Source organism: Flavobacterium sp. AC267, assembly GCF_979258715.1.
In genome coordinates this window covers 5277709-5297307 of record NZ_OZ409875.1, presented here as the reverse complement: position 1 = coordinate 5297307, position 19599 = coordinate 5277709, and the positions used below count along the sequence as shown (strand labels likewise).

The 19599-nt window shown below is 33.6% G+C and carries 17 protein-coding genes, 1 tRNA gene and 3 pseudogenes; 6 read left to right on the top strand and 15 right to left on the bottom strand.

Annotation, left to right across the window (positions count from 1 at the left end; all coding sequences use genetic code 11):
* Window positions 1-140 precede the first annotated feature (140 nt).
* Window positions 141-779: a peptidoglycan-binding protein LysM gene (locus ACZZ95_RS28135; protein WP_463471598.1), complete on the top strand. Its 639-nt coding sequence runs from the start codon at window positions 141-143 to the stop codon at window positions 777-779.
* 95 nt (window positions 780-874) lie between these two features.
* Here ACZZ95_RS28135 and scpA read toward each other — a convergent pair.
* From scpA to dnaA, 11 genes and pseudogenes are all read right to left on the bottom strand, one after another.
* Window positions 875-3015 (bottom strand): annotated as a pseudogene (gene scpA, locus ACZZ95_RS28130) (methylmalonyl-CoA mutase).
* A gap of 30 nt (window positions 3016-3045) precedes the next feature.
* Window positions 3046-3237, bottom strand: coding sequence for an addiction module protein (locus ACZZ95_RS28125; protein ID WP_463471597.1), 192 nt, complete (start codon window positions 3235-3237; stop codon window positions 3046-3048).
* Window positions 3238-3250: 13 nt separating this feature from the next.
* Window positions 3251-4616, bottom strand: a pseudogene (locus tag ACZZ95_RS28120) (methylmalonyl-CoA mutase subunit beta).
* Window positions 4617-4630: 14 nt separating this feature from the next.
* Complete coding sequence (locus ACZZ95_RS28115) at window positions 4631-4963, bottom strand: FtsB family cell division protein (protein ID WP_095952039.1); 333 nt, start codon at window positions 4961-4963, stop codon at window positions 4631-4633.
* 159 nt (window positions 4964-5122) lie between these two features.
* Window positions 5123-5731, bottom strand: a complete 609-nt coding sequence (udk, locus tag ACZZ95_RS28110; protein ID WP_057116957.1) for a uridine kinase — start codon at window positions 5729-5731, stop codon at window positions 5123-5125.
* A 254-nt stretch (window positions 5732-5985) separates the two neighbouring features.
* The gene (locus ACZZ95_RS28105; RefSeq protein ID WP_463471596.1) at window positions 5986-6867 is read right to left on the bottom strand and encodes an SDR family oxidoreductase; all 882 of its coding nucleotides are present in this window, start codon (window positions 6865-6867) and stop codon (window positions 5986-5988) included.
* 76 nt (window positions 6868-6943) lie between these two features.
* Window positions 6944-8071 (bottom strand): methionine aminotransferase, encoded by a 1128-nt coding sequence (locus ACZZ95_RS28100; protein WP_463471595.1) that lies wholly within the window; start codon window positions 8069-8071, stop codon window positions 6944-6946.
* A gap of 45 nt (window positions 8072-8116) precedes the next feature.
* A complete protein-coding gene (locus tag ACZZ95_RS28095) occupies window positions 8117-8569 on the bottom strand; it encodes an energy transducer TonB (RefSeq protein ID WP_133524817.1) in 453 nt (150 codons plus the stop codon).
* 23 nt (window positions 8570-8592) lie between these two features.
* Window positions 8593-9306 carry an SAM-dependent methyltransferase gene (locus tag ACZZ95_RS28090; RefSeq protein WP_463471594.1) on the bottom strand — a complete coding sequence of 238 codons (714 nt, stop codon included), beginning with the start codon at window positions 9304-9306 and terminating at the stop codon, window positions 8593-8595.
* 59 nt (window positions 9307-9365) lie between these two features.
* Window positions 9366-9833 (bottom strand): low molecular weight protein-tyrosine-phosphatase, encoded by a 468-nt coding sequence (locus tag ACZZ95_RS28085; RefSeq protein ID WP_095952035.1) that lies wholly within the window; start codon window positions 9831-9833, stop codon window positions 9366-9368.
* An 8-nt stretch (window positions 9834-9841) separates the two neighbouring features.
* Entirely contained in the window at window positions 9842-11269 is a 1428-nt protein-coding gene (gene dnaA / locus ACZZ95_RS28080; RefSeq protein ID WP_463471593.1) for a chromosomal replication initiator protein DnaA, read from the bottom strand.
* A gap of 188 nt (window positions 11270-11457) precedes the next feature.
* Here dnaA and ACZZ95_RS28075 point away from each other — a divergent pair, with 188 nt between their 5' ends.
* Window positions 11458-11862, top strand: a complete 405-nt coding sequence (locus ACZZ95_RS28075; protein WP_095952032.1) for an acyl-CoA thioesterase — start codon at window positions 11458-11460, stop codon at window positions 11860-11862.
* A gap of 31 nt (window positions 11863-11893) precedes the next feature.
* Here ACZZ95_RS28075 and ACZZ95_RS28070 read toward each other — a convergent pair whose 3' ends face one another.
* From ACZZ95_RS28070 to ribD, 3 genes are all read right to left on the bottom strand, one after another.
* On the bottom strand, window positions 11894-12526 hold the full coding sequence (locus ACZZ95_RS28070) for an IMPACT family protein (protein WP_463471592.1): 633 nt from the start codon (window positions 12524-12526) through the stop codon (window positions 11894-11896).
* Between the two features lie 77 nt (window positions 12527-12603).
* A complete protein-coding gene (locus ACZZ95_RS28065; protein WP_463471591.1) occupies window positions 12604-13206 on the bottom strand; it encodes an HAD family hydrolase in 603 nt (200 codons plus the stop codon).
* Window positions 13199-14248, bottom strand: a complete 1050-nt coding sequence (gene ribD / locus ACZZ95_RS28060) for a bifunctional diaminohydroxyphosphoribosylaminopyrimidine deaminase/5-amino-6-(5-phosphoribosylamino)uracil reductase RibD (protein ID WP_463471590.1) — start codon at window positions 14246-14248, stop codon at window positions 13199-13201. The genes ACZZ95_RS28065 and ribD overlap by 8 nt, the downstream gene beginning before the upstream one ends.
* 98 nt (window positions 14249-14346) lie before the next feature.
* On the opposite strand from ribD, the gene ACZZ95_RS28055 reads away from it, so the two are divergent.
* Window positions 14347-14832 carry a GNAT family N-acetyltransferase gene (locus ACZZ95_RS28055; RefSeq protein ID WP_463471589.1) on the top strand — a complete coding sequence of 162 codons (486 nt, stop codon included), beginning with the start codon at window positions 14347-14349 and terminating at the stop codon, window positions 14830-14832.
* An 88-nt stretch (window positions 14833-14920) separates the two neighbouring features.
* The gene (prmC, locus tag ACZZ95_RS28050; RefSeq protein WP_463471588.1) at window positions 14921-15775 is read left to right on the top strand and encodes a peptide chain release factor N(5)-glutamine methyltransferase; all 855 of its coding nucleotides are present in this window, start codon (window positions 14921-14923) and stop codon (window positions 15773-15775) included.
* A gap of 141 nt (window positions 15776-15916) precedes the next feature.
* On the opposite strand, the gene ACZZ95_RS28045 is transcribed toward prmC, so the two are convergent.
* Window positions 15917-17161, bottom strand: a complete 1245-nt coding sequence (locus ACZZ95_RS28045; RefSeq protein WP_463471587.1) for an ABC transporter permease — start codon at window positions 17159-17161, stop codon at window positions 15917-15919.
* A 246-nt stretch (window positions 17162-17407) separates the two neighbouring features.
* Here ACZZ95_RS28045 and hisS point away from each other — a divergent pair.
* Both hisS and ACZZ95_RS28035 read left to right on the top strand, forming a co-directional pair.
* Window positions 17408-18835, top strand: a pseudogene (gene hisS, locus ACZZ95_RS28040) (histidine--tRNA ligase).
* Between the two features lie 288 nt (window positions 18836-19123).
* A tRNA-Trp gene (locus ACZZ95_RS28035) sits at window positions 19124-19194 on the top strand.
* Window positions 19195-19599: the final 405 nt, after the last annotated feature.

Genomic DNA, 19599 nt, shown 5'->3' with positions numbered 1-19599 from the left:
TATTATAACTGGGATCAAAGCGATTTCTACTTTTCTAATAAAAATGGTAAAGCGTTGATTTTTAGCATATTTTTAAAATGTCTTATCTTTGCACCGTAGAAATTTCAAGAGGGTGACAGCGTTTTGAAGAAAAACAATTTATGATAAAGAAATGGTATTTTTATGCGAGTTTAGTCGTTATTATTACATTTTTAAGTTTGGGATTTATTCCCTCTAACAAAGAAACCAAACCTTGGTTTTTAATTGAAAAAACAGATGGATCAGAATATATTTTTCCATCAAAAGAAAAGGATGATTACCCGAATACCAACGTCCCATACACAGGGAATCATCTAATAGGTTTTAAAGAAGCAGTTGCTTTTAAAGAATCTCAAGGGAAATACAGACTAGTAAATTCTCTTGGTTATATGGGTAAATATCAATTTGGTTCTAAAGCTTTAAGAGCTATCGGAATTAATGATAACAAAGCCTTTTTAAAAGATCCTGCCTTACAAGAAAAAGCATTTATGGCTTTATTGGCCAAAAACAAATGGATTTTACGTCACGAAATCACAAAGTACGAAGGCAAAATCATCAGTGGTATTGAAATTACCGAATCTGGAATTTTAGTCGCGGCACATTTAGGTGGTGCAGGTTCTGTAAAGAATTTTTTCAAAAACAAAGGAAGCAGACATTTTAGAGATGCATTCGGAACGTCTTTGAAAAGCTATATGAGAGATTTTGCAGGTTACGATCTTTCTTTTATAGAAGCAGATAGTAACGCAACCGTTAACGACTAAATTAAAAGAGGTTGTTTCGCAATTGTGAAACAACCTCTTTTTCTATTTTTTATTTTCTTCAGAAAGTCTGAAAACCGAGACTGAGACTATAAAACTTAATCTATCAAGGCTTCTAGAATTTTTATAGCCGCTTCACTTATTTTAGTTCCTGGTCCAAAAACCGCATACTGCTCCGGCATCAAACAAAAATTGATAGTCCTGAGACGGAATAACGCCTCCTACAATTACCATAATATCATCACGGCCATGTTTTTTTAGTTCTTCTATAACTTGAGGAACCAATGTTTTATGACCCGCCGCAAGCGATGAAACGCCTAAAATATGTACATCATTTTCAACTGCTTGTTTTGTCGCTTCGGCGGGAGTTTGAAATAGGGGACCAATATCAACATCAAAACCTACATCTGCATAACCTGTAGCGACAACTTTTGCGCCGCGGTCATGACCATCTTGTCCCATTTTGGCAATCATAATTCTTGGGCGTCTTCCTTCTTGTTTTGCAAAAACATCTGCTAGTTGTTTTGCACGCTCAAAATTCTCGTCATTTTTAATTGCCGCACTATACACACCGCTAAAAGATTTGATTTGTGCTTTAAAACGACCAAAAACGGTTTCCAATGCAGTACTAATTTCGCCTAATGTTGCTCTGTTTCTGGCGACTTCAATTGCAATTTCTAATAAGTTTCCTTGTCCAGTTTTTGCACAAACGATTAATTTTTCTAGTGAATTATTTACTTGTTCTGTATTTCTTGTTCGGTTTATTTCTTCCAGACGTTCAATTTGCTGTTTACGCACCAATTGATTGTCAACATCTAAAATATCTAGAGGGTCTTCTTTTTCTAAACGGTATTTATTTACGCCGACAATAATATCCTGTCCGCTGTCTATGCGTGCTTGTTTTTCTTGCTGCGGCTTCTTCAATTCGGAGTTTCGGAATTCCGGCTTCGATTGCTTTTGTCATACCGCCTAATTCTTCGACCTCTTCAATTAATTTCCAAGTTTTTTCGACTAAATCATTTGTCAAACTTTCTACATAATAGCTTCCAGCCCACGGATCAACTGTTTTGGTGATCTTAGTTTCTTCCTGAAGAAAGATTTGTGTATTACGAGCTATTCTCGCCGAGAAATCTGTAGGAAGTGCAATTGCCTCATCAAGAGCATTGGTGTGAAGTGATTGCGTACCACCAAAAACGGTCGCAGAAGCTTCAATGCAAGTTCTGGCAACATTATTAAACGGATCTTGTTCTGTTAAACTCCATCCGCTGGTTTGGCAGTGTGTTCTTAAAGCTAGAGATTTATCACTCTTTGGGTTGAACTGTTGTAATAATTTTGCCCAGATCATACGACCGGCTCTCATTTTAGCAATTTCCATAAAATGATTCATGCCAATTGCCCAAAAGAAAGATAATCTTGGTGCAAATTCGTCAATTGTCATTCCTGTTGATAAGCCAGTTCTAATATATTCTAAACCATCGGCTAAAGTGTAGGCCAATTCAATATCCGCAGTCGCTCCAGCTTCCTGCATGTGATATCCAGAAATAGAGATAGAATTGAACTTTGGCATTTTTTTACTTGTAAATTCAAATATATCAGCGATTATTTTCATTGAAGGAGCTGGCGGATAGATATATGTATTTCGCACCATAAACTCTTTCAAAATGTCATTCTGAATCGTACCAGCAAGTTTTTCAGGACTAATGCCTTGTTCTTCTGCCGCAACAATATAAAAAGCCATAATAGGAAGTACGGCTCCATTCATAGTCATAGAAACGGACATTTCATCCAGAGGAATCTGATCGAAGAGCACTTTCATGTCTTCAACAGAGTCAATTGCAACTCCAGCTTTTCCGACATCGCCAACTACTCGTTCGTGATCTGAATCGTAACCGCGGTGTGTTGGTAAATCAAATGCAATTGAAAGTCCTTTTTGGCCTGCGACTAAATTTTTTCTATAAAAAGCATTACTTTCTTCTGCTGTAGAAAATCCCGCATATTGTCGAATGGTCCACGGACGTCTTACATACATTGTAGCGTACGGTCCGCGTAAATTTGGTGCAAAACCAGCTCCAAAATCAAGAAACTCTAAATCTTCGATATCTTTATCGGAATAGTTTTTTTTAATCTCAATTCCTTCAGCAGTTAAAAAGTTTTGAGTTACAGGTTCTGAGTTATGCGTCAGTTCGTCTAACTTATCACTTTTAAAATTAAGCTTAATATGTTTTAGGTCTTTTCTCAATGTAAAATATTGTTGTTTAGAATAACTATTTTATAATTCATCTTCAATTTCTTTTAAAAAATCATCAATGTCAATAACATTCGTAGGATTCTTTAAATAGTTCTCCGTCCTTTTTTTAATTTCATCAACTTGCCATTGTGGGATTTTAGATTCCAAATTTTGCAATGATAAAATAGTTGTAGAATCATTTTCGATTGATGTTTTTTTTCTAAATGTTTCCATACTAATTATTAATCTATTCCAATTCCAATCTTTCCTGCTCCATTTTTTCAGCCAGTCTTTTTTCGATTATGGGCGTAATTAATGTTTTTCTTGGTTTTATTTTTACAAAAGGAAACAATTCTAAATCATGTTTCATTCGGTCTTCTTTGTTTGGATATTTATTTGTGCCTAATAAAATTTCTTTTTTGGAGTCAAATAATTCCTGCTCTTTATTAGCACTTTCTTGAATTTTCTTTTTGATTGTTCCATCGTTCAAAAGTTTCAAGAAACCGCCATTAGCTTCAATATCTTTAAATAAGGCTAAACTTTTTTCAGCGAGCTGTATGGTTAGACTTTCGATATAGTAACTTCCGTCTGCGGGATTGTTTACTTTGTCAAAATAGCTTTCGTGTTTTAAAATCAAAAGCTGGTTTCTTGCAATACGATCTCCAAATTCATTGTCTTTATGATATAATGCGTCGTAGGGCAGATTGGCGATAGCATCTGCACCTCCTAAAATTGCCGACATACATTCGGTTGTTGTGCGGAGCATATTGACATTATAATCGTAAATAGTTTTGTTTCGTTTTGTTGGCATGACCAAAAAATGACATTTTATTTTTTGAATTATATTCTGCAGCGATTAAATCGAAAAGCATTCGTAACGCACGAAGTTTTGCAATTTCGAAGAAATAATTAGTTCCAACGGATATTTGAAAAACAATCGGTTTAGAAAAGTCAGAGAAACGATTGAAGTATTCGTTTGCATGTGCCAGGCTGTAAGCAATTTGCTGTGTTATATTGGCACCAGAATTTTGATACAAACCTAAATCTACACTTAGAAGATTCAAATTTGTTGTGTTTTTAAATAGTAAATCTAAAGTTTCAAAATTATTTTTTTCTGAAGTGCTAAACCAATTTCCATCTCGTGCCAACTGCCCAATTGGATCAAAATTACAGTAAAAAACAGCCTTTTTCTGAATAGAAATAGTATCTAATTTTTTAACGAAATCGATTGAGATAAAACTCAAATTAAAGTAAACGATTTTATTTTCTAAAGGAAGATTCTCTAGTAATTTTTGAATATCAATTTTATCATTTTCGATAGTAAAACGTATACTTTCTGCACCTCTTTCTAAGGTGTTCAAAGCTCTTTCTACAGATTTATCTAGATCGTAAACAAATATATTCTGGCAGATTTTAAAATCGGATGCTTGGGTATTTACGTTTGCTGTTTTAGAAAATTCATCACTATGATAAAAGGGTTTAACCTGAATATCTTCTGGAGAGTTCCAAATAACAGTTTGATTGTAATCGGCTCCATCTAATTCAAACTGAATTTTTTGTTTCCATTGTTTGGATGAAATCGGATTAAAATCGTCGAATAGGTTAGTAGCCATTTTATTTTTTTTGATTATTCTTTTTCTTGAATAGTGTCTCCCTCAAATTGAATGATGTAGATGTCTTCGCTGTCTTTTTTCATGAAATACTTTTCGCGGGCGTATTTCTCAATTTGTTCTGGATTTTTTAATTGTTTGATCTGTTCCTGATCTTTTTTTATTTCTTCCTGATAGTACTTTTTATTGTCATGAAGTTCATTTATTTGCTCATCTAGAAAGCGGTGATCAAAATAAGAGTAGTTATCTAAAAATAACATCCAAACAATAAAAAACAGCAAAACCCAAACGTATTTGTTGCCCAGGTATTTAAACCATTTTTTGCCTTTGTATGGATTTTTTAATTTCATTTTTAAACGAATATTTCTTTTGAATATGCTTGGTGTTTTTTAGCCCCGATGGAGCCGGTATCCTTTTTATGGTCTCGTTTCTTTAACGAGACCATAAAAAGATAAAGGCGAGAGCGGGAAACAGCTCCTAATTATTATGGTTTAAATTTACAATAAAAATTATGAAATTCGCTGATTAATTACGGCGCGAACTACATCAATCGCTACAGTATTGTATTTGTCATTTGGAATAATGATGTCTGCAAATGCCTTAGATGGTTCGATAAATTGCTCGTGCATAGGCTTTAAAGTCGTTTGATAACGGTTTAAAACTTCATCGATATCACGGCCGCGTTCTGAAATATCTCTTTTCAAACGACGAATTAATCTTTCGTCAGAATCGGCATGAACGAAGATTTTGATATCGAACATTTCACGTAATTCTGGATTTGTTAAAATTAGAATTCCTTCTACAATCATCACTTTTCTTGGATGAGTCGAAACCGTATCATCTGTTCTGTTATGCTGTACAAAAGAATAAACAGGCTGATCGATTGTCTCTCCCGCTTTTAAAGCTTTTAAATGTTTCTCTAACAATTCAAAATCAATCGCACGAGGATGATCAAAATTAATTAATGCTCTTTCATCAAAAGACAAATTGGTTGTTTCTTTATAGTACGAATCCTGAGAAATTACACCAACTTCTGTGTGTGGCAATTCATTCATAATCTGGTGTACTACTGTAGTTTTTCCACTTCCTGTTCCTCCTGCAATTCCAATAATGAGCATAAAATTTTTGTTTGATATTTGTTTGGCAAAAATAATAATTTAAGTGAATTTTTTAAGCATATTAATTATTTAAACCATATAAGTAATGTAAGTAAATTTAAGCAAACAGATGTTTAGATAAAGCTAGACATAATTGAACTTATATCACTTATATAGTAAAAATTATAAAAAAAATCCCGACAGCAGAGCCGTCGGGATTTCGTGCAATCAGTATAGTTTTAAAAAAATATTCTGAATTTAGTAAGCACTTGTAATTATTTATTCTTTTTTGCTTTTATCATCATTTCCAGCTGATCCCAAAGTTCTTCTGGAATTGCTTCTAATAAATTGAATTGTCCTGCGCCTTTCAGCCATTCTCCGCCATCGATGGTAATTACATCTCCATTGATGTACGATGAAAAATCGGAAACCAAATAAGTCGCTAAATTGGCTAATTCCTGATGATCACCAACTCTCTTTAACGGCACTTTTTTGGCCATGTCAAATTTCTCTGCCAAATCTCCTGGCAATAATCTGTCCCAAGCTCCTTTTGTTGGAAAAGGTCCCGGCGCGATTGCGTTAGAACGGATTCCGTATTTTGCCCATTCTACAGCAAGACTTCTTGTCATTGCCAAAACTCCCGCTTTTGCAGTTGCACTAGGAACAACATAAGCCGATCCTGTCCAAGCGTAAGTAGTTACTATATTTAAAATCGTTGCCGAAGTTTGTTTGGTATCGATCCAGTGTTTTCCAAAAGCTAACGTACAGTTTTTTGAACCTTTTAATACAATATCAATAACGGTATCAAAAGCATTTGCTGACAATCTTTCGGTTGGTGAAATAAAATTTCCCGCCGCATTATTTAAAAGAACATCGACTTTACCGAAAACTTTTAAAGTTTCCTGAAGCATGTTTTCTACTTCCTCATAATGACGAACATCGCATTGTAAAGGAAGGCATTTGCCTCCAGTCTGGCTTTCCAGTTCAGCAACTGTAGTTTTTAACTTTTCCAGATCTCTAGAAGTTATCGCTACTTGAGCTCCCAATTCGAGAAAATATTTGGTCATAGCTTTACCTAAACCACTTCCGCCGCCTGTAACGACAATGACTTTGCCTTGTAAAGCATCATCACGTAACATTTTGTCTGTATAGCTCATACTTTTTCTTTTTTTGCAATATTAGTTAAATAAAATAGGATGCACGCATAATAATGTTATAAAATTTCAAAAAACTTTATATTTTGCATAATTTTTTTGTCGCAGATTCTAACGTAAAGTCATCTTTGGCAAAGCAGAAACGGATTAACTTTTGGTCTTTATGATCAGAATAAAAAGTAGAAATTGGAATAGTCGCAACACCATGATTTATAATTAAGTTTTTGCAGAAAGTAACGTCATCTTCATTTGAAATATTGGCGTAAGAGGCAACTTGAAAATAAGTTCCTTCACAAGGTTTTAGTTCAAATTGGCTGTTTTGCATCAGTTGCCTAAAATAATCTCTTTTTTCCTGATAGAATTTTCCCAGCTGGTTGACATCAATAACATCTAAATATTCGCTGATAGCAAATTGCGAAATACTGTTTACACTGAAAACCAAAAATTGATGAACTTTTTTGATTTCTTTCATTAAATGTTCTGGCGCAATGGTGTAGCCAATTTTCCAGCCGGTGATGTGAAATGATTTCCCAAAAGAAGAAACCATTATACAGCGATCTAAAAGAAAGCTTTTGGTATGTGCTGAAATATGTTTTTCTTCAAAAGTGATGTATTCGTAAACTTCGTCAGATAAAACTATAATGTCAGGATATTTGGAAAGGATTTTTTCTAGTTGAATAAAGTCAGCCTCGGTTAATATTTTTCCCGTCGGATTATGCGGATTATTGATGATAATCATTTTGCTTTTGTCCGAACAAGCGCTTTCTATCGTTTCCCAATTTGGTTTATAATCGTCATTTAGCGGTACTCGAACTGGTTTTGCTTTGCAAAGTAAAACAGGAGATTCGTAAGAATCATAACTTGGATCGAGAATAATTACTTCATCATTTTCTTTTACCAAAGCTAAAATAGAAGTGAATATTCCTTGTGTTGCGCCCGCTGTAACTAACAATTCTAAATCCGGATTAATTATTCTATTATAAGAACTCTGAGTTAGTTTCGCAATTTGGTTCATCAATGGCGGATAACCTGCCATTGGTGTATACTGGTGAACATTTTCTTTTGCTAATTTTGCCACAATATCAGTTAATCTTTCATCAACAGGAAAATTTGGAAATCCCTGCGAAAGATTAATCGCATTGTATTCGGTTGCCATTTTTGACATTACCGTAAAAATGCTTGTGGTTATGTTTGGAAGTTTACTCATGATAAAGTTTGATTTGGGGAAAACTTGTGAGTGAATAAAATAAACTTAATTTATTAGCATTGGAATGGAGTAAAGGACTCTAATAGTTTTATTGTTTTGTTTTCCCGGGCTCCATTTTGGGAATAGTTTTAAAACTCTTATTGCTTCTGCGCCTGTTTCATATCCAATATCTCTTAAAATTTTAATATCGCTTAATGATCCATCTTTTTCAATAATAAAAGTGGCGTATATTTTTCCTTTTAAGTTTTCTTTTGGGCTTTTGAAGTTTTGTTTTATAAAGCCATTCATTGCTTCAACTCCTCCAGGGAATTCCGGTCTGACGTCTATTCCTGCTGTATTGTAAATTTGATTGTCTTCCTCAGTAACAGCTTGTGCATTTGACGAAACGTTTCCAACTGGAGCCTCTGTTTTATATTGCGTTGAATTGCCTTTTGGGATAGTTTGAGAAAAAATATTTTGAACGCAACAAATAGCAATAAGGATTATAAATTTTTTCATAGATAATATTTTTAAATTTTAGCTTACATTTTATGAATAATAAAAATTGTCGGTCGATTATGTAAATCTACTTTCAATTTTTTCCAATCAGCAATTTTCATTGTTTTAATGAATTCTGTCGGCGCTGTAATATCTGTTGCAATACACAAATGTGTGGACGGACTTACAATCTGTAAAATGTCTTCAACTAATTTATTGTTTCTATAAGGTGTTTCAATAAAAATCTGCGATTGATTTTTATCGTGAGATAATTTTTCAAAATGTCTCAAAGCTGATTTTTTCTCGTCCTTATCAATTGGTAAATAACCATTAAAGGTAAAACTTTGACCGTTCATTCCAGAAGCCATCATTGCCAAAAGGATAGAAGAAGGCCCAACTAAAGGAACAACTTGAATTCCTTTTTCATGCGCCAGTTTTACAATTACCGCCCCAGGATCTGCAACACCTGGACAACCGGCTTCGCTCATTAATCCCATGTTTTTTCCTTCCAATAAAGGTTTGATAAAGTCTAAATGTTCGCTTGGTTCTGTACGTTTGTTAAGGGTAAAAAGCACCAATTCGGACTGTTTTTTTTCGGGATAAACTGCTTTTATTGATTTTCTAGCCGTTTTGTCGTTTTCAACGATATAGTGATCTATAAGTTCGATACTTCTTTTTACTGTCTGTGGTAAAACGTCCATCGGATCGCTTTCGCCCATTGTAGTTGGAATTAAATATAGTTTTCCTAGAAGTTTCATGTGTATGTGTTTAAATTAAAAAATTCAATTATCTCATTTTTTGAAACAATTGAATTAAGTTAAGCGTGTTTTTTGATTAGTTTTTCAGCGATAAGATCTGTCACTTCGTCAAGCATTTGATAGACATTCTCAAATCCGTTGGAAGCTCCAAAATAAGGATCTGGCACATCTACATTTTCGTCTGGAAATAATTCATTTAGAATTAAATAAACTTTGCTTTTTTGCTCTGGACTTTTGGCAAGATTATTTACATCATTGAAATTGGAATTGTCCATTACAAAGATGTAATCAAATTCGTCAAAATCACTGGTTTTAATCTGTCTTCCTTTTTGTTCGCTGATATTAATTCCGTTTTTTCGGGCAACTTCTATCGAGCGTTTGTCTGGACAATGTCCTACATGCCAAGAACCTGTTCCTGCAGAATCAACAAAGAATTTATCTTTAGGTAATTTAGAAGCTAAAATTCCTTCTGCCAGGGGAGATCTACAGATATTCCCTAAACAAACCATTAGGATTTTTACAGGCATGATGCGTCTTAAAGCGTTAGTTTTTTATTGATGTCTTCAACAAACTTTTTAAATTGTTTGTCTGTAGAAACTAAGTTGTCAACTGTTTTGCAAGCGTGAAGAACAGTTGCATGATCACGATCTCCAATTTGTGAACCGATATTTGCCAAAGAAGCTTTGGTGAATTTTTTAGCAAAAAACATGGCTAATTGTCGTGCTTGCACAACATGCCTCTTTCTGGTTTTAGATTGAAGTGTTTCAATATCTAATTGGAAATAATCTGAAACGATTTTTTGTATATAATCGATCGAGATTTCTCTTTTTACATTTTTAACAAATTTCTCTACAACACTTTTTGCTAGTTCAATCGTAACTTCTTTTTTGTTGAAAGATGACTGCGCGATCAACGAAATAATAGCACCTTCAAGCTCTCTAACATTAGTTTTAATATTACGAGCTACATATTCTAAAATATCTTCCGGCATTTCTACACCATCACGATATAAAATATTTTTTAAGATCGATACACGGGTTTCGTAATCAGGCTGATGCAATTCTGCAGACAATCCCCATTTGAAACGAGACAATAATCTTTGTTCGATATCCTGCATATCAACAGGTGCTTTATCTGAAGTTAAGATTACTTGTTTTCCGTTTTGATGTAAATAATTGAAAATATGGAAGAATACATCTTGTGTTCCTGATTTTCCAGATAAAAACTGTACATCATCAATAATTAAAACATCGATCAATTGGTAAAAATGAATGAAATCATTACGATTATTCTTTTTTACAGAATCAATATATTGTTGTGTGAAAATCTCAGCAGAAATATATAAAACGGTTTTTTCCGGATACTTATCTTTTACTTCTACGCCTATAGCATGCGCTAAGTGTGTTTTTCCTAAACCAACCCCTCCAAAAATCAATAACGGATTAAATGAAGTTCCTCCAGGTTTATTGGCAACAGCCATACCTGCAGAACGAGCCAGACGGTTGGAATCTCCTTCTAAGAAATTGTCAAAACTGTAGTTCGGATTTAACTGAGACTCAATTTTTAAATTTCTAATTCCAGGAATTACAAACGGATTTTTTAGTTCAGGATTTAAGTTTTTAAACGGAGCATCAACCTCTTGCGGTTTCATTGGCACTCTGTTGGAACTTGGCGACTGTTCGGTAAACGGCTGTTTGTTTCCATAAGTGTTCTCCATTTTGATTTTATAGAGTAACTTTGCGTTTTTTCCTAGTTCTTTGGTAAGCGCAACTTTCAATAATTTTACATAGTGCTCTTCGAGCCATTCGTAGAAAAATTTACTTGGAACTTGAATGTATAATGCGTTATCGGTTAGCTCAACTGATTTGATTGGTTCAAACCAAGTTTTGTATGCTTGATCTTGAATATTATCCTTTATAAAGGACAAACAGTTTTCCCATACCGATTGAGCAGTTTTAGTCATAGATTCAGATAAATTTTTATTATTGTTGATAAAGATTCTCCTAATAAAATAGGAGCAATTTTATTCCGTATTTCGGGATAACAAATATGTGAACAAATTTCTGTAAAAAAAAATATTTTGTCATCTAATTTTATAAAAAAAAGTTGTAAGTAGGCTTTTTTAATTTGAATTTTTTTAATCTCTAAATAATGAAAAATCACCAGACTCAAGTAAGAGTTCGTTACTCAGAAACCGACCAGATGGGAGTCGTTTATCACGGAAATTATGTTCCTTATTTTGAAATCGGACGCGTGGAATGGCTTAGAAACAAAGGGGTTTCGTATAAAAGCATGGAAGAAAGCGGTATTGGTCTGCCAATTGTAAACATGAATATAAGTTACAAAAAATCGGCGAGATACGACGAGCTTTTAACAATTCATACGACTTTCAAAAGTCACTCTTCTGTGAAGATTGAATTTGACTGCGAGATCTATAATGAGTCAAATGAGTTATTAACAACTGCGACGTTTATTTTGGTATTTATTTCGTTAAAAACGGGTCGTCCGACAGCTCCTCCAGATTATATTTTAGAAATATTTAAATCGCTAGAATAATTGTTAAATCGTTTAAAGATTTTATACTAATTTAGATAATTTTAATATCGATTTCGAACATTAAGTCAAAAATGCTGAACACTGTTTCGGCATTTTTTTTTCGTGTTTTGATCGTAATTTTGCCAATTGGCAGTCCTGAAATTTCATCCATTTCCATTTCCTGAGATATTATTTCTAATTTTTTCTCTTTGATCACGCGCATTACTTTATTCATGTTTTTATAATCAAATGAAATTAAAAATGATTCGTCAATTGTTTTTTCGACAATTTCACAAATTTCCAAAGTCATTTGAGCTGTTGTTCGGTAAGCACTGATTAAGCCGCCTACGCCTAATTTTACTCCTCCAAAAATCCGAACAGCCACAACAAGAACGTTAGTTAATCCAAAAGATTGTATTTGCCCGTAAATTGGCGCTCCTGCAGTGTTGCTTGGTTCGCCGTCATCGTTTGCCCGGTATGAAATTTTATTTCCAACGCCTAATTGGTAAGCATAACAATAATGTACCGCGTGCGGATGTTGTTTTTTTAGATCTTCAATAATTGGTTTTACTTCGTCTTCATGATCTATCGGAAATGCGTAGCCAAAGAATTTACTGCCTTTTTCTTTAAACAGTATTTCTTCAGATGCAAAAGCTATAGTTTGATAAGTGTCGTTAATTTCCAAATGTTAAACTTTAAAATGGTTTTTAGCCAAAGATTAAAAGATTTAAAGGATTTTTTGTTTTGTGAAATCTGTGGAACTTATAATAATCCTTTTGTAAATAAATCTACCACATCTTCTTTTCCAACTTGAAGATTCCATACTTTAATTCCTAAAGTCGTCGCGCTGTCTGTGTTTTCTTTTTTATCGTCAACAAATAAAGTGTGCTCTGGAACTAAATTGTGTTTGTCGATTAAGAATTGATAAATTTTCGGATCTGGTTTTCTCAATCCCATATCAAATGAAAAATAAACTTTTTCAAAACAGTTGTAGAAATCTTTGTAAAAGCCCGCTCCGTTTTGTGTCTCAAATGTGTTGATATGGATAGAATCTGTATTGCTTAATAAAAACAAACGATATTTTTTGGATAATTCTTTAAGGAAATCTAAACGGTACAAAGGAAAATCTGCCAGTACAGCATTCCAGGATTTTAGAATATCTTCTTTAGAAGCATTGGGCAGTTGTTTTTGAAAACCTCCAATAAAATCTTCTGGTGAAATATCGCCAGTTTCAAACGAAAAATTCAGCTCGTTCAATTCTGCATTCCATTCTGTCATTCCTAATTTCTGTAAACCAGAAATTGTGGCAGGTTTATCTAAATTGATAAAAATATCTCCAAAGTCAAAAATTATAGTATCAATCATAATTTCTAATCTGTGTTAGTTCGTCGTTTATAATAGTGGTTTTAATGCTGTTTTTTCTAGAAATCATTGGAGCCTTTGTTCCGCTTCCAAAACTGGGTTTTCCAATAAAAACTCGGGCTTCATCCCAAATGTTTTCGTCTATAAAAGATTGGAGCGTTTGTCTTCCACCTTCAATTATTATAGATTGAATTTGATTTTGGTATAAAACATCTAAAATCTGTGGAATGGTATTTTTGGAGAAATCAATTACTTCAAATTGTGTGTTTTCGGTTGATGATTTTATTTTCTCATTAGAAAAAACAATAGTTTTTACAGAGTCGTCAAAAACAAAACTGTTTGTCTCTATTTTATTTTCGCGATCGATTATAACTCTAACGGGATTCGTACCGCTCCAATCTCTGGCATTCAATTTCGGATTGTCATCAACAACAGTTTGTGTCCCGACTAAAATAGCCTGTTCCTCAGTTCTCCATTTGTGAACCAATTGTCGGGAATATTGATTGGTAATCCAAATTGGTTTTCGATCTTGATCGGGTGTTTTTTCAGGCGCTAAATATCCATCCTGACTTTCTGCCCATTTTAGTATAATGTACGGTCTCTTCTTTTGGTGAAAAGTAAAAAAGCGTTTGTTTAATTCGTGGCATTCTTTTTCTAGAACTCCAACCGTAACATTTGCTCCGGCTTCAATTAATTTCAGAATTCCTCTCCCTGCTACTTTTTCATTAGGGTCAACCGTTCCAACAACTACATTCGGAATTTCATTAGCAATAATCAAATCACAGCAAGGAGGTGTTTTTCCAAAATGACTGCAGGGTTCTAGACTTACATATATTGTTGCTTTCTTTAACAGTGATTTATCCTTTACAGATTTCACTGCATTTACCTCTGCATGCGGTTCTCCAGCCTTTTTATGCCAGCCTTCGCCAATAATTTGATCTTCGTAAACAATTACACTTCCGACCATTGGGTTCGGATATGTAGTTCCGAGCCCATTTTGTGCCAGCTCGATACAGCGTTTTATGTATTTTTCTTGTATATTCACAGTGCAAAAGTAGTTAATTTTTGAGTTTATGACTAAGTTAAGAAACTATCAAAAAAGTATATTTACTTTTGTGTTTATAATGTTTTAGATTAAAAAAAATGGTAAATTGGCTAATACGAGCAATTGAAAAAGAAGACAATCAGGCAGTTGCCAATTTAATAAGGTCTGTTTTTGATGAATTGGAAATACCAAAAGTCGGAACTGCTTACGAAGATCCATATTTGGATTTAATGTTTGAAGAATATAGTAAAGCAAAATCTATGTATTTTGTTGTAGAAAATGAAGGAGAAATTGTGGGTCGCGCCGGAATTGCGCCTTTAGAAAATGGTGATCCAGAAATCTGTGAATTACAGAAAATGTATTTTTTGCCTAAAACCCGCGGATTAGGAATAGGGGCAAAAATGATGGAAAAATGTTTGGAACAAGCAAGGGACTTTGGTTTTGAGAAATGTTATATCGAAACTATGCCTTTTATGCATGCGACTCAAAAGTTGTATAAAAAATCTGGTTTTGAATATCTCGATGCGCCGTTAGGATCAACAGGACATTGTTCCTGTCCTGTATGGATGCTGAAAGTTTTGTAATTAGAAATTGTAACAAATTTGTTTTAGAGAGACTTATTGAATTGTAAAATCAGTTTTAAACTGATGCCATAATGTTCAAAAAATTGAAATGAAAATTAAACAATACCGCACTCAATTTATTAAAGAATTATCGCCTTTTTACGATGCGTATGAAGCGGAGAGTTTTTTTTATTTAATTCTGGAAGAGAAACATAAACTTCGTCAGATTGATTTAGCCTTAAATCATGAATTAACTTTTGAAGACAATGATTTTGTTATATGGGACGAGCTTGTAAGACAGTTAAAAAAAGAGGTTCCCATTCAATATTTACTTGGAAAAACAAATTTCTACGGTTTGGATTTTGAAGTAAATGAAAATGTTTTGATTCCAAGACCAGAAACAGAAGAATTGGTAGAATGGATAATTAATGAAAATTCAAATCCAGATAAATCAAAAAAAATAAAAATTTTAGATATCGGAACAGGAAGCGACTGTATTGCTGTTTCCCTGGCAAAAAACCTGCCTAATGCGGAAGTTTTTGGAATTGATGTTTCTAAAAAAGCTATTGAAACTGCAAAAAGAAATGCGGTCAAAAATAATGTCGATGTAACTTTTGTTCTCTTGGATATTTTGGAGACAGAGGAATTAAGATGCAATTTTGATATAATTGTTTCTAATCCGCCTTATGTTCGAAATTTAGAAAAAGAAGAAATTAAAAAAAATGTCTTGGATTACGAGCCTCATCTGGCACTTTTTGTAGAAGACAACGATGCTTTAATTTTTTATAGAAAAATTGCTTTACTGGCACAAAAACGTCTTTTTGAAAAAGGGAAATTATATTTTGAAATCAATCAATATCTAGGAAAAGAAATGATCGATTTACTTGAAAATATGAGTTTTAAAAATATTGAATTGCGAAAAGATATTTATGATAATGACAGGATGTTGAAAGGGAATATTTAAGCGTTCAGTCGCAGTCTCAGTTTTCAGTCTCAGTTAACTTTATGCTATAGACTCTTTGTCAAATTTAAAATTTGGCAAAGCTTAATGTTTAGTTCAGACGATGACCGCGACTGAAAACTGAGACTGAATACTAAAAAAAAACTACTCATAACGAAGCGCCTCAATAGGATCTAATTTCGATGCTTTAATAGCTGGATATAAACCAGAAACCAGTGCTACACAAAAACTTGTTGCAAAAGCGGCAAAAATCGCCATCCATGGAATCACAAATGCAAAATTCATTATCGCCGCAAAACCTGAACCTACCAAAATTCCCAATACAATTCCGACCAAACCGCCAATTTGTCCAATTAATAAAGTCTCTATAAAAAATTGAAATGCAACCGTTGATCTTTTGGCGCCCAAAGCTTTGCGGACACCAATTTCGCGAGTACGCTCTGTAACCGAAACAATCATAATATTCATTAATGCTATCGATGATCCTAAAATGGTAATAACACTAATGATCCAAGTGACCCATCCTAAATATTGAGTAATTCCAAGAATTCTGTTAATTAAATCGTCGCTTCTGCCAATTCCAAAATTGTTGTCACGAACGGGACTTAATTTACGCACTCTTCGCATTGTACTTGTGGCATTGTCTACAGCTTCATCTAATAGTTCTTTTTTCGAAACCATTACACTCATGGTATAATTAATATTTGGAGCAGTAAATAAAGAACGCGCGACTTGAATTGGAATAAGAACTCGTAAATCCTGACTGTTTCCAAATGTTGATCCTTTTTCTTTTAAAACACCTATAACTTTAAAACGCGCGCCGCGAATTGAAATAACTTTATCAATTGGATTCACATCTTTCAGTAAGCCTTTTTCAAAATCAGAACCAACGATACACGAATATGTATTGTTTTCAATATCAAATTGATTGAAAGAGCGTCCCGAAGTTGTTTCTAAACCGGAGTTCGAAATAAAATGTTCGTCGACTCCAACAATTTTAATTTCAGGATCTGTTTTTTTATCCAGATATTTTACTTCAGCCGTTGCAGTTGCGGTAAAAGATAATGAAGTTTCTGTAAAAGGATATTTGTATTTGTTTTTAAAAGCGACAGCTTCAGGATATGAGATAATTGGGTTCACAATTTCACGCTCATTTCCACCACGATTTTTAACATTGTTTTCGTATTGGTTGATGTTGAAAGTGTTAGAGCCCATCGATGCAAAATTAGTCGAAACCGTATTTTCAAGTGCCGTAACAACTGTTAATATTCCAACCAAAGCTGTAATACCAATAGCGATAATTAAAACGGTAAGAATAGTACGCAGTAATTGTGTTTTGATAGAACCAAAAGCAATTCGGATATTTTCTTTAAATAATTTTAGCATCATGACCAATTTGTCACGAAAATACGTTTTTTGTTACAAGTTTGTTTTCGAACTGCCAATATTTATTTTAAAAAATAAGATATTTGCACACGATTTTAAATTAAGTCGAAAGTTGGAAAGTCATAAAGTCGAAAGTCTAAAAAGCCAACAATCAAAAAAAACTAAAAATAAATTAATTTTAAAGGTCTTAGATTTTAGGTTTCAAAAAAATCTAAAATCTAAAATCAGAAATCTAAAATAAACAGCAAGATGGCTTCAAAACTAAGCATTCCACAAGGTACAAGAGATTTTTCGCCTGCAGAGGTGTCAAAACGTCAATATATTATTCAGACGATAAAAACTAATTTTGAGAAATTTGGTTTTCAGCCGATAGAAACCCCTTCGTTTGAAAATTCAGATACCTTGATGGGAAAATATGGAGAAGAAGGCGATCGTTTGATTTTTAAAATCCTGAATTCGGGTAATTTTTTCTTCAATAAAAATAAAATTGAATTACCAGAATCTATAGAGGCACTTCAATCAAATTCTGCCGAAACAATTGATTTGAGTCAAAGAATTGAACTGAACAAGTTTACAGGAAGAATTTCAGAAAAAGCATTGCGATACGACTTGACAGTTCCGTTTGCAAGATACGTGGTACAGCACCAAAACGAAATTGAATTTCCGTTTAAAAGATATCAGATTCAGCCGGTGTGGAGAGCTGACAGACCGCAGAGAGGACGCTATAGAGAATTCTACCAATGTGATGCCGACGTTGTTGGTTCAAAATCACTTTGGCAGGAAGTAGAATTGGTTCAGTTGTACGATACCGTTTTTACTTCTTTAGGATTAGAAGGTGTAACGATCAAGATTAACAACAGAAAAATATTGTCTGGAATCGCAGAGGTAATCGGCGCTTCAGATAAATTAATAGATTTTACGGTCGCTCTTGATAAATTAGATAAAATTGGAGAAGACGGCGTAAAAAAAGAAATGATTGAAAAAGGAATTGCAGAGGAAGCCTTAGTAAAAGTACAGCCGCTTTTCAGTTTTTCAGGAACTTTCTCAGATAAAATTAAGCAACTTTTCGGAATTATTATCTTCTTCAGAAGAAGGGATGAAAGGAGTTGAAGAATTGAAATTTATATGTGACAATGTTGCCGTTTTAGGTTTGGCAACTGCGTCTTTAGATTTGGATGTGACTTTGGCACGTGGTTTAAATTATTATACTGGAGCTATTTTTGAAGTAGCGCGCCAAAAACTGTTTCGATGGGTTCTATCGGCGGTGACGGAAGATACGACGATTTGACGGGTATTTTCGGTTTGAAAAATATGAGCGGTGTCGGTATTTCTTTCGGTTTGGATAGAATTTATTTGGTTTTGGAAGAACTACAATTGTTTCCGGAAACTGTTGCGCTGACTTCAAAAGCAATCTTTATCAATTATGGAGACAAAGAAGCGTTGTATGCCTCAAAAGCAATTCAACAATTAAGACAAGAAAATATAAAAGTTGAGTTATATCCTGATAATGTAAAAGTTGGGAAACAATTTCAATATGCAGACAAACGATTGATTCCGTTTGCGGTAATTGCTGGTGATCAGGAAATTGAGTCAAATTCTTATGCGCTTAAAAACTTAGTGACAGGAGAACAAATTTCAGTTGATCTTGAAGGATTGAAAAATGCTTTACTGGCATAATTTGATTCTAAAGTTTTCTACAACAGAGTAAAGCAGATTTAATTTGATTTTGTAAAAAGTAAATCTGCTTTAATCTGCCTAAATCTTTTTCAAATCTGCGTGAAATAAAAATTTAGTTCACAAGAACGGATTTCTGTAGAAATATTTAAAAACACTTTGATAGGTTAACTATTTGGAGTGTAGGTTTTTGTCGCAGATTGCTCGGATTTAAAGGAATTTCTTTTTAAATCTCTGCTTAAAATAGTTGCCGATAAAGAAAAAAAACTTTTAATTTGCCCACCTTAAGTTACGGGCGTAGTTCAAGGGTAGAATAGCGGTCTCCAAAACCGTTGATGGGGGTTCGAATCCCTCCGCCCGTGCAAAAAAAAATCTTTTACAGCAGGGAACGCAAAGTTTTTTGTTCTAGATATTAAAAAAATAAAGTTCGCAAAGCTGTATCAATATAAAGCTTTGCGTTTTTTTTTTTTACTGCAAAGACTTCAAAGTTATAATAATGCATAGCTTGTGTTTTTTTACCGCAAAGGGCGCAAAGATATTTATATCTACGAATACTTTTAGAATTATAAAGTTCGCAAAGCTATAGCAATACAAAGCTTTGCGAACTTTATTTTTATAAATCTTAAGAGTAAAAAAAAACCTTGCGTTAAAAACAAAAACAAACAAAAAAAAGCTTCGTCTAAATAAGGCGAAGCTTTTTTTAATATAAGGTAAATTTGAATTAATAATTATTTTTGAGGCCGAGGCCAACCCTTAAATTCAATTTT